The 9,452-nt window shown below is 49.0% G+C and carries 8 protein-coding genes; 4 read left to right on the plus strand and 4 right to left on the minus strand.

Translation table 11 applies throughout. The features are described 5' to 3' along the window. The first annotated feature begins 116 nt into the window (after positions 1-116). Positions 117-1,007, plus strand: a complete 891-nt coding sequence (locus ACO0K1_RS08355; protein WP_423024606.1) for a LysR family transcriptional regulator — start codon at positions 117-119, stop codon at positions 1,005-1,007. Between the two features lie 212 nt (positions 1,008-1,219). On the opposite strand, the gene ACO0K1_RS08360 is transcribed toward ACO0K1_RS08355, so the two are convergent. After that, positions 1,220-1,867 (minus strand): LysE/ArgO family amino acid transporter, encoded by a 648-nt coding sequence (locus ACO0K1_RS08360; protein WP_423024608.1) that lies wholly within the window; start codon positions 1,865-1,867, stop codon positions 1,220-1,222. A 73-nt stretch (positions 1,868-1,940) separates the two neighbouring features. Between ACO0K1_RS08360 and ACO0K1_RS08365 the strand changes: the two genes are divergently transcribed. Further along, positions 1,941-2,843: a LysR family transcriptional regulator ArgP gene (locus ACO0K1_RS08365; RefSeq protein ID WP_423024610.1), complete on the plus strand. Its 903-nt coding sequence runs from the start codon at positions 1,941-1,943 to the stop codon at positions 2,841-2,843. A gap of 18 nt (positions 2,844-2,861) precedes the next feature. Next, positions 2,862-5,246, plus strand: coding sequence for a DNA polymerase II (locus ACO0K1_RS08370; protein ID WP_423024612.1), 2,385 nt, complete (start codon positions 2,862-2,864; stop codon positions 5,244-5,246). Between the two features lie 70 nt (positions 5,247-5,316). Here ACO0K1_RS08370 and ACO0K1_RS08375 read toward each other — a convergent pair whose 3' ends face one another. From ACO0K1_RS08375 to ACO0K1_RS08385, 3 genes are all read right to left on the minus strand, one after another. Then, complete coding sequence (locus tag ACO0K1_RS08375) at positions 5,317-5,886, minus strand: DUF7482 domain-containing protein (RefSeq protein WP_423024614.1); 570 nt, start codon at positions 5,884-5,886, stop codon at positions 5,317-5,319. A gap of 949 nt (positions 5,887-6,835) precedes the next feature. Beyond that, complete coding sequence (locus ACO0K1_RS08380; protein ID WP_423024616.1) at positions 6,836-7,234, minus strand: hypothetical protein; 399 nt, start codon at positions 7,232-7,234, stop codon at positions 6,836-6,838. A 165-nt stretch (positions 7,235-7,399) separates the two neighbouring features. Then, complete coding sequence (locus ACO0K1_RS08385; protein ID WP_423024618.1) at positions 7,400-8,029, minus strand: FMN-dependent NADH-azoreductase; 630 nt, start codon at positions 8,027-8,029, stop codon at positions 7,400-7,402. Between the two features lie 350 nt (positions 8,030-8,379). Here ACO0K1_RS08385 and ACO0K1_RS08390 point away from each other — a divergent pair, with 350 nt between their 5' ends. Beyond that, the gene (locus ACO0K1_RS08390; RefSeq protein ID WP_423024620.1) at positions 8,380-9,204 is read left to right on the plus strand and encodes an AraC family transcriptional regulator; all 825 of its coding nucleotides are present in this window, start codon (positions 8,380-8,382) and stop codon (positions 9,202-9,204) included. Positions 9,205-9,452 lie beyond the last annotated feature (248 nt).

A 9,452-nucleotide genomic window follows, 5' to 3' on the forward strand; every position in this document is an offset into this window, starting at 1 on the left:
AAACTAAATAAAATTGGGTTACGAGCCCAATCTTAGTAGGTTCCAATTGTTTTATAAATCACCTAAAATGAAATGAATTATTGCGTCAATCGATCAAATAGACAGGAATCTCCCATATGGACCGCATCATTGCTGCGCAAGTGTTTGTCACAATCGCTGAACGCGGCAGTCTGAGTAGTGCCGCTGAATTACTCGATATGTCACGTGCAATGGTGACGCGCTATCTGGCAGAAATGGAAAATTGGTCGGGGACCCGCTTATTTCATCGTACGACGCGTCGCATTAATCTGACCTCGGCCGGCGAGACGACCCTGATTCGTTGTCGAGAAATGCTCGTCCTGGCGGAACAAATGTCCGCAGTCTCAAATACCGAAAAAGATGAACCGCGCGGCACATTGCGTATCGCTTGCTCGCAGGTGCTGGCACAAGATTCGCTATCCGCCGCAATTACCGCCTATTTACGACAATACCCCCGAACTGCCGTGGATTTACGGGTGGATAATCGGACTGTTAATTTGGTCGAAGATCGCATTGATTTAGCAATCCGCATTACCAATCAACTTGATCCGGGCTTGATTGCACGCCGACTCGGCGATTGTCCTTCCGTGATCTGTGCATCACCAGCGTATCTTAAAGAGCATGGAATTCCTAAAAATGCCGAAGATCTGGCTTTACACAACTGCCTGACGTATTCATATTTCGGCAAAAATTTATGGCATTTTGAACGCGCTGGCGAACCGCTCAGCGTGCCGGTGAGTGGCAATTTCAGTGCTAATGATTCTGTCGTGATATTGCGGGCAGCGCTGGAAGGCGCTGGTATTGCCATGCAGCCGGTGATTTCTGCTGGCCCCTACATCGCGAGCGGTCAACTAGTCGAATTAGTGCCAAAAGATAAGCCGATCACTTTAGGCATTTATGGTGTATATATCTCGCGCCAGAATCAAGCTTTGATCATGCGCAGCATGTTGGATTTTTTGACCAAGTGGTTTGGGTCTATTAAGACCTGAATAGAAAGCGGCGGCGACGACAGTGCAAGGCTAAGGCTAAGGCTAAGGCTAAGGCTAAGCACTATAACGCTGCTGGGGCGGTTTTGCGTAAGTCCTATATGATTGCGATGAGACTCGCCGGTAGCTCAGGTGGAACCCGCGCTGTGCTTACCGTTCACAAGGTGTGGCGGCTTGCACCTGCCCTACCAAACCATTAAATCGACACCACGGTTTCACGCAAAGAAAGTATGCTGCAATAATAAAAATGCCAGCAGCCACATCGTCACGCCGATTAATCCATCCAGAATTTGCCAGGCTTTCGGGCGGGCGAACCACGGTGCCAACCAACGGGCACCGAACCCCAGCATGCTAAACCACAACACGCTCGCGCAACTTGCACCAATGACAAACCACGGGCGTAGCGCTGGGGCTTGTTGGGCGCCGATACTCCCAAGCAATAACACGGTATCCAGATACACATGAGGATTAAGCAAAGTAAATCCGGCTGCTTGCAGAATGACCGCCGCCAGCTTGCCTTGCACACCCGACTCAGCGGGACGTAACTGATTCGATTGCTGCGCCCGGCGTAAAGCTTGCCAACCATAGGTCGCCAAAAATACAGCGCCAGCCAGAGACAGTGCTTTGGTAATTATCGGGCGCTCACCCAATGCTTTTGCCATCCCAAATACGCCGGCGGCGATTAATATAGCATCTGCGAGGGCACAAAATAAAACGATGCTGGCGACATATTCACGTCTCAGCCCCTGCCGCAACACAAAAGCATTTTGAGCGCCAATGGCAACAATAAGACCAAGGCTTAACACCAGTCCTTGTGTATAGGCTGGCAGGATGTAATAGAAGGTGTCGGATAGATTTGTCATGCAGCTAGCTTGCATCTCAGGGTAAATGAAGTCAAACTACAATTTCTTACCTAAATTAAGTAAAACTAATCTTATGCTTGACTACGCATCGCTGTCTGTCTTGGCAGCTGTGGTACGTGAAGGAAGTTTTGAGCGCGCTGCCCGCATACTTCATGTCACACCATCGGCGGTATCACAACGCATACGGCTGCTAGAAGAATCCATCGGTGGCGCCTTGATCATTCGTGGGCAGCCATGCTTACCGACAGAAACCGGAAGGCGGCTTTGCCAACACGTGGATCAGGTACGTTTGTTGGAACATGAATTAAAAAGTGCGGTCCCCGTTTTAGGTGAGGACGAACCTGGACGTGTACCCTTGCCCGTCGCGGTCAATGCGGACAGTCTGGCAACCTGGTTTGTGCCCGCGATGACTGCTTTTGCCACGACCTCACCGGTGTTGATGGACGTTGCAATCGACGACCAGGATCATACTGCCGAATGGTTGCGCTCGGGCACGGTGCTAGCGGCGGTAACTGGCACGGCGCAAGCGGCTTCTGGTTGCAATAGCCGACCGTTGGGTGCAATGCGCTATCTGGCGACGGCCAGTCCTGGCTTTATTGCACGTTATTTTCCGAATGGTGTTGGTGCCGGGAGTCTGGCGCAAGCGCCTAGTCTGGTGTTTAACAGTAAAGACGAACTTCAAAATCGTTGGGCGCGTCGCTTGTGTCATCGCCACGTTGAGTTGCCACGGCATACCCTCCCGGACGCCCATGCCTTCGTCGCAGCCGCAGTTGCCGGTATGGGCTGGGGTATGCATCCACACAAAATGATCCAAGATCATCTGCAAGCTGGCACACTCGTCGAATTGGTTCCAGCCACACCGCTGGATGTGCCACTATACTGGCAACAGGCACGCGCCGCGTCGTCATTATTGGATGGTCTGACCCGTGCGGTGTCGACGGCGGCGAATGCAGCATTGTTGCAGTCTTCATATTAGTCATATCGGAAATTCAGCATGACCGAGCTTCAACCAGGATTTATTCTCACTCGCCATTGGCGCGATACGTCGGCTGGCACCGAGATCGAATTTTGGCTGACCAGCGATCATGGGCCGCGGCGTTTGCGATTACAGCAGCAAACGTCGGTTGCCTTTATCCCCGCTGAGCAACGTGAACAAGCCGAATTCATTATTCGCAGCCAGACCCAAAGTGAACTAAAAGAAGCGGAATTGCGCGAACTGGCTTTGCAAGATTTTCAGCAACGTCCTGTGCTCGGGCTGTATTGCAATCAATATAAACATCTGGGTACGCTGGAACGCCGCCTGCGGCAAGGTGGCGTGGACGTGTATGAAGCCGATATTTTCCCGCCGGACCGCTATTTGATGGAACGTTTCATCACCGCGCCCGTGTTATTTCACGATCAAGCGCTCAACGCCGGCGAGGCGTTAAGCGGAGACCTCAAGCCCGCCACCGATTATCGCCCGCAGCTACGACTAGTGTCGCTCGATATCGAAACCAGCGTGCATGGCGACTTGTATTCGATTGCTTTAGAAGGTTGCGGTCAGCGTCAGGTCTATATGCTGGGCCCTGCGAATGGCGATGATGCAACGGTAAAAATCGATTTTGCACTTGAATATTGCGACACGCGCGCCGACTTGCTGGAGAGACTCAACAGCTGGATCGCAACCCATGATCCTGATGCCATCATCGGTTGGAATCTGGTGCAATTTGACCTGCGCATTTTGCAGCAACATGCAGAACAATACCGGATACCTTTGCGACTCGGACGCGACGGCAGCGTCATGGAATGGCGCAAGCACAACCGGCAAGATCATTACTTTGCCGGCATTGCCGGGCGTCTGGTCATTGATGGCATCGAAGCACTGAAATCTGCAACCTGGAATTTTGCGTCATTTAGTCTGGAATTCGTTTCGCAAACACTGTTGGGCGAAGGCAAAGCCAGTGACAATCCGTACCAACGCATGGATGAAATCCAGCGTCGTTTTGATGAAGACAAACCGGCATTAGCCAAGTACAACCTCAAAGACTGCGAACTGGTGACGCGGATTTTTGCTAAAACCGAACTGATCTCGTTTTTGCTGGAACGCGCGACGGTCACCGGTTTAGCTGCTGACCGCAGTGGCGGTTCGGTCGCCGCATTCACGCATCGCTATCTGCCGTTGATGCATCGTCAAGGATATGTCGCACCGAATATTGGCGACATCCACGGTGAACCGAGCCCCGGCGGCTTTGTGATGAACTCGCAGCCGGGCTTGTACGATTCGGTGCTGGTACTCGATTACAAAAGCCTTTATCCGTCGATCATTCGCAGCTTTTTGATTGATCCTGTGGGCTTGATTGAAGGCGTCAATAATCCTGATGACGAAACCTCGGTACCTGGCTTTATCGGTGCCCGCTTTTCCAGAAATAAGCATTGTTTGCCTTCAATCGTCACCCAGATCTGGCAAGCACGTGATGTCGCCAAACGCGAACGTAACGCACCCTTATCACAAGCACTAAAGATCATCATGAATTCATTTTATGGTGTACTTGGCTCGACCGGTTGTCGCTTCTTTGATCCGCGACTCGCTTCGTCTATCACCATGCGCGGCCATCAAATTATGCACCAGACCCGCAAGTTGATTGAGCAAAAGGGCTATGTCGTCATTTATGGCGATACCGATTCGACCTTTGTCTGGTTAAAAGAAGCTCGCAGCGAAGACGATGCAACGCAAATAGGCAAGAGTTTAGTCACGAACATCAATAGTTGGTGGAAAGAGCATCTGCAATCGCAGTTCAAACTGACGAGTGCCTTAGAAATTCAATTCGAACGACACTACAGTCGCTTCTTCATGCCGACAATACGTGGCACCGAAGAAGGCAGTAAAAAGCGCTATGCCGGTTTATCCATTCTTGCCGATGGCAGCGATGATGTCGTCTACAAAGGCTTAGAAACCGTCCGTTCCGACTGGACTCCGCTGGCACAAGAATTTCAACAAACGCTGTACGGAAAAATCTTCAGACGGCAACCATATAAAGAATTTTTGCGCGACTATGTAGAGCGCACCTTGCGCGGCGAATTTGATCAGGCGTTGGTTTACCGCAAACGCCTACGCCGCACGCTAGCTGATTACCAACGCAACGTACCGCCGCATGTGCGTGCTGCACGCATCGCTGATGAATATAATCTCCAAAGAGGACGACCATTACAATATCAAAACGGTGGCTGGATCAGTTATGTCATCACCCGTAACGGACCAGAACCGCTAGAGATCCGGCAAGCAGCAATCGATTATGAGCACTATATTTCCAACCAGCTCAAGCCGATTGCTGATGCGATCTTGCCTTTGCTGGATGATAGTTTTGATGCGCTGATCAGCCGTCAACAACAATTATTTTGAGAAACAAACACATCTGCATTGGCAGCGACTGATAGCCTACACCCGTTGATCCCAGCGACTTGCCAACAGACTATGGCAATCGCGTACCCGGTAGCAACGAATTCTCCACCCTTACCACTGGACAATTGACAATGATGCGAAGCGGCTTGATCTGAATAAGATTCTGATCTTGCGCGTCTAACACTTCTTGCTCTGAGTGCAGTTCGTGTGGTGTTTGATCAGGCAACCAATAAACCGCATACAACTGCCACAGCGGGCTGTAATTTGCATTACCATTGCCACCGCCTAATGGCTGCGGGATCGAAGGCAAGACGCTACCTTGATCAAAATTCATAAACTTATAAATGCGATCAACTGAAGACGGCTTTCCCGGCACGGGAGGGTCTGGCGGCAATGCATTCGCCAGTCTGGCTACAAAATTAATGTTTGCTTGCTTTGCCATCGATTCATCCGAGATATCGGTCGTGAGATACCACACCCGCTTACCCTCGAACCAGCCTGGAACCAATGGCAGCGTCAGAAACTGATTCTCCGCATGGGAAGCAGGTACGCTGGCACAACCGCTCATAAGTAGAGTACTCAGCAATGCTACGGTGAAACTCAGCGAGACAAACTGGCGGCTAGGTTTACCTCGGTTCATGTCAATTTTCCTTGGTGAAAAGTTCATGTTTCTAAAAAGTTGATCAAACTTGATATTTTCTTAACTTAGTCAAAGTATGTCACGAGAACTTACATTCACATCAAAATAATTCACTACCCCGTCGATCAGTGATCATATTTTCTATCGTTCTGACTGCATGTCAAATAAGCCGTCAATCGACACCTCAAGAAAGCCATCCTCCGGGCTTAAAATATGTGGAGCGTTGTCTGATTCAGCTATAGAGTCTGCTAATAGCAACACGAATTTTAACGCCAATAAAATTGCTATTTTTTTTATTTTTAATTTACTGTGCTCTATCACGAATGGCGGCTATGTGTGGTCAGCGGTCGCTTGGATTTTGAGGTGACTCGCGCTTTGTGGCACGAAGCAGTCAATGGGTCACCCATACAATTTTTAAAAGAACGGTATTTGGTTTTAAAAATCAAAGTTAAATAATCGGAACGGGGTCAAGTCTAACAATACGACATTGGAAAATTTAGATGTTGGAAAGTTAGACTTGCCCCCCGTTGGTGCAGAGCAGCCGCCCATGATCATGCGCATGCACTCTGGTATAAATCTGCCCGCAAAGTGGTGATGTCGACAACCCTGTAGATGCATGACCATGCCAATACCCAAATCATCAGCAGCAATTTAAGCGATGAGATCAACAAACTCAGGCACGGCGAGGGTAGCGAAATTTTGGTATTTGGCAGCCCTTCCGCCACGCACGCTCAAATGGCAGAAAACCTGATCGACGAGTATTGGCTGTTCATCAAACCTCGAAGCGGGCACGCTGTTGCGAAATGCGTACGCGATAAATGAATTCAAACTACTTTTCTTTTAATTCGGAGCTGGAAAGCTCGAATGGCTAACCTTCCCCCCAGAACCTGCATTGGAATTTATTCATGATAGTTATCGGCTTTTGGCGTTAGTGGCAGCCAGCCCTCTGTTATGAACCCGGCTTACCCAGCAATAATTTGAATGGACCTTCCAAAATCCCGTCACGGCGATGAAACTCGATCAACCCTTTTTTGGGTAAAAAAACGGTCACACAGCCGCTTTTTTGTGGATCATCGCTGACAAGACACAGATTATTTCCAAATCGGATTTGCCATGCATCTACAAACTTGCCGTTAGCACGCGATGAGCCATACGCGTTTCCATCACGATCGAAATAGAACCTGACGCGGTCTTTAGCATCATTTTGAAATTCGATGGTATTTCCGACTACTTTTGCCAATATTTCTTGCACTGATATTTGCTGCGCAACCTCACCTGAGTGCACCGGTGTACAAAATGTCATGACTGCAACCGGACAAAAGATAACGAACAGATTTTTAAATGTCATTGTTGACTCCTGATTGAACGCCGGATTGATGTGGCTCTCATCACAAAAAATAATCATGCGTTGCAGATGAATTTTTCTGTCTCTGCAACTTCAGGCCACATTGATCTTTCCAGCATCAATGTGGCCGCTGCGGTTGGCCAGCGCTGCACCACCAGTCCCGATTGTTCAACCCAATGCGGCTTTTCTGGCATCGGCCAACGCTTGCTCAAAAGCAGATTTTGTATCCTCCTCGCTACGCATCTTGCTGCCGTAGAACCACACGCTGGTCACATCATCGATTCCTGCGAAATTGAGCCAGTCGACCAGAGGTGGCGTCGTGTGATCGGTGCCATATGCCTTGCTCAGTCCTGGCATATAAATTGCCGCGGTAGAGACGATCGTCGCACGTTTATTGTTGAGCAGCCCGATATATCCTTTTGACGGTTCGAAACCAAACAAGGTCCCTGGCATGGATAGCAGATCGATATACTGTTTTAATTTATACGGCATACCAAAATTCCACATCGGTGTCGCTATCAAATAGTCGTCCGCAGCGTTAAAACGATTGAAAATCGCCACCAGCTCTTCATAGACCGTTTTTTGTTTTTCATTCATGGCAGGCTCGCCGAAGAAGGACACTTTTGCTGCAGCACTGTCACCGTCAAATTCGGGTAAATTGGCCTCCCAAAGATCAATTTCATCGATGTGGGCATCCGGATATTTTTGCTTGTACGCCGCTAGATAGGCATCACCAAGTTGCAGGCTGACTGATTTTTCTGCGCGGGGAGAAGCTTTGATATAAAGTAATTTTTTCATATTGAATCCTGTCGGGAGTAGTTAATTAAACGGGTTGGCATTTCTGACTCAATGCAGACTTTGTCCTGCGATTCTGCGCGATGCTTTTCGCTGAGTGCACAATTCAGGCATCCATCGTTTCCTTGAGGTTGCCGTAGCGGTGCACCCAGTGTATGAACTAACGACAAGCCCGCAACTTTGGCCAATAAGGTGTGTTTGGACAGTCAATAAAAAGAGGGGGAATTCGATTTATGCTGCGTCCTGTTTGGTCTAAGACTTAAAGCAGTGTCGAAATGCATGACACGAATCTTAGTCTGTTAGTAGGGACGATAGGGTACTATCAGTGCTTAATTATTTACTATTCGTACATTATGGATACCCTGACAAATTTTCTCGATCGTTATCACCTCAGAACCTCGATGTTCTACGCCGGGAATTTTTGCGGACGGTCGCACTATAAATCGACTGCAGGTGTGGGCCATATTCATTTCGTCGAATCTGGCAATATTGAGTTAAAAATGCCTGGCAAAAAGACGATCACCATCAAGGAACCGTCCGTAATCTTCCTGACTTCTTCGGAAGAACATAATCTGAATACAAAGCCGCATGACTCAGTTCATTTGGTGTGTGGCACGATTGATCTGGGGCTGCAGGAGGGCAGCCAACTTTTCAAAGGCATGCCTGACTGTCTGGTGCTCTCACTGGTCGAATTTCCGGAGTTAAAAGATATCATGTCCCTGCTGTTTGCCGAGGCGGGAAAAAATAAATTGGGGGCAGGCAAGGCAATCAATTCGTTACTGGAATATTTCGTGATTCTATTGCTGCGTCACGTAACCGATCACGAACTGGTCGGGCAAGGCGTGCTGGCAGCGTTGGGTAACAAGGAACTCGGGCAGTTAATGGTGAAGTTGCACCAGTCCCCAAACGAGAATTGGACGGTCCAGAGTATGGGACAGGAGATAGGCATGTCAAGGACAAAGTTTTCCAACTATTTTAAACACTGTCTGGGCGAGACGCCGCTGCAGTATTTGACGCATTGGCGATTGAATTTGGCACGCCAACTGATCGATCAAGGCTGCTCGCTCAAGTTAATCCCCGGAAAAGTTGGCTATGCAAGTGAACTTGCTTTATCCAGGGCATATCAAAAAAAATTCAATATCACGCCTGCTACCTATAGATACAGTCTCAGGCGTTAGCCTTCGCAGATGACGTTCATTCACCACGTATCTTAGCGTCGATTTAGTTTGACGATTCCCCCCTATGTCAGGATAGATGTCGCGTCAATTAATTCACATCAACCGTATTGGGGCGGAGTAAAGACATGCAGTGAATCGTTATCCAGCAGAACGCAAGGAGGCCATCCTTAAGCAGATGATGCCGCCAATGAATAAATCAGTTTCAGTATTGGCCCGTGAGAACGGCATAACGGAGCAAACACTCTATA

This window comes from Undibacterium sp. SXout20W, assembly GCF_049340285.1.
Taxonomy (GTDB): domain Bacteria; phylum Pseudomonadota; class Gammaproteobacteria; order Burkholderiales; family Burkholderiaceae_D; genus Undibacterium.

Bases quoted from the DNA above. Each gene is read 5' to 3' on its own strand.
- ACO0K1_RS08355 (WP_423024606.1), top strand. From the start codon at position 117: ATGGACCGCATCATTGCTGCGCAAGTGTTTGTCACAATCGCTGAACGC.
- ACO0K1_RS08360 (WP_423024608.1), bottom strand. From the start codon at position 1,867: ATGACAAATCTATCCGACACCTTCTATTACATCCTGCCAGCCTATACA.
- ACO0K1_RS08365 (WP_423024610.1), top strand. From the start codon at position 1,941: ATGCTTGACTACGCATCGCTGTCTGTCTTGGCAGCTGTGGTACGTGAA.
- ACO0K1_RS08370 (WP_423024612.1), top strand. From the start codon at position 2,862: ATGACCGAGCTTCAACCAGGATTTATTCTCACTCGCCATTGGCGCGAT.
- ACO0K1_RS08375 (WP_423024614.1), bottom strand. From the start codon at position 5,886: ATGAACCGAGGTAAACCTAGCCGCCAGTTTGTCTCGCTGAGTTTCACC.
- ACO0K1_RS08380 (WP_423024616.1), bottom strand. From the start codon at position 7,234: ATGACATTTAAAAATCTGTTCGTTATCTTTTGTCCGGTTGCAGTCATG.
- ACO0K1_RS08385 (WP_423024618.1), bottom strand. From the start codon at position 8,029: ATGAAAAAATTACTTTATATCAAAGCTTCTCCCCGCGCAGAAAAATCA.
- ACO0K1_RS08390 (WP_423024620.1), top strand. From the start codon at position 8,380: ATGGATACCCTGACAAATTTTCTCGATCGTTATCACCTCAGAACCTCG.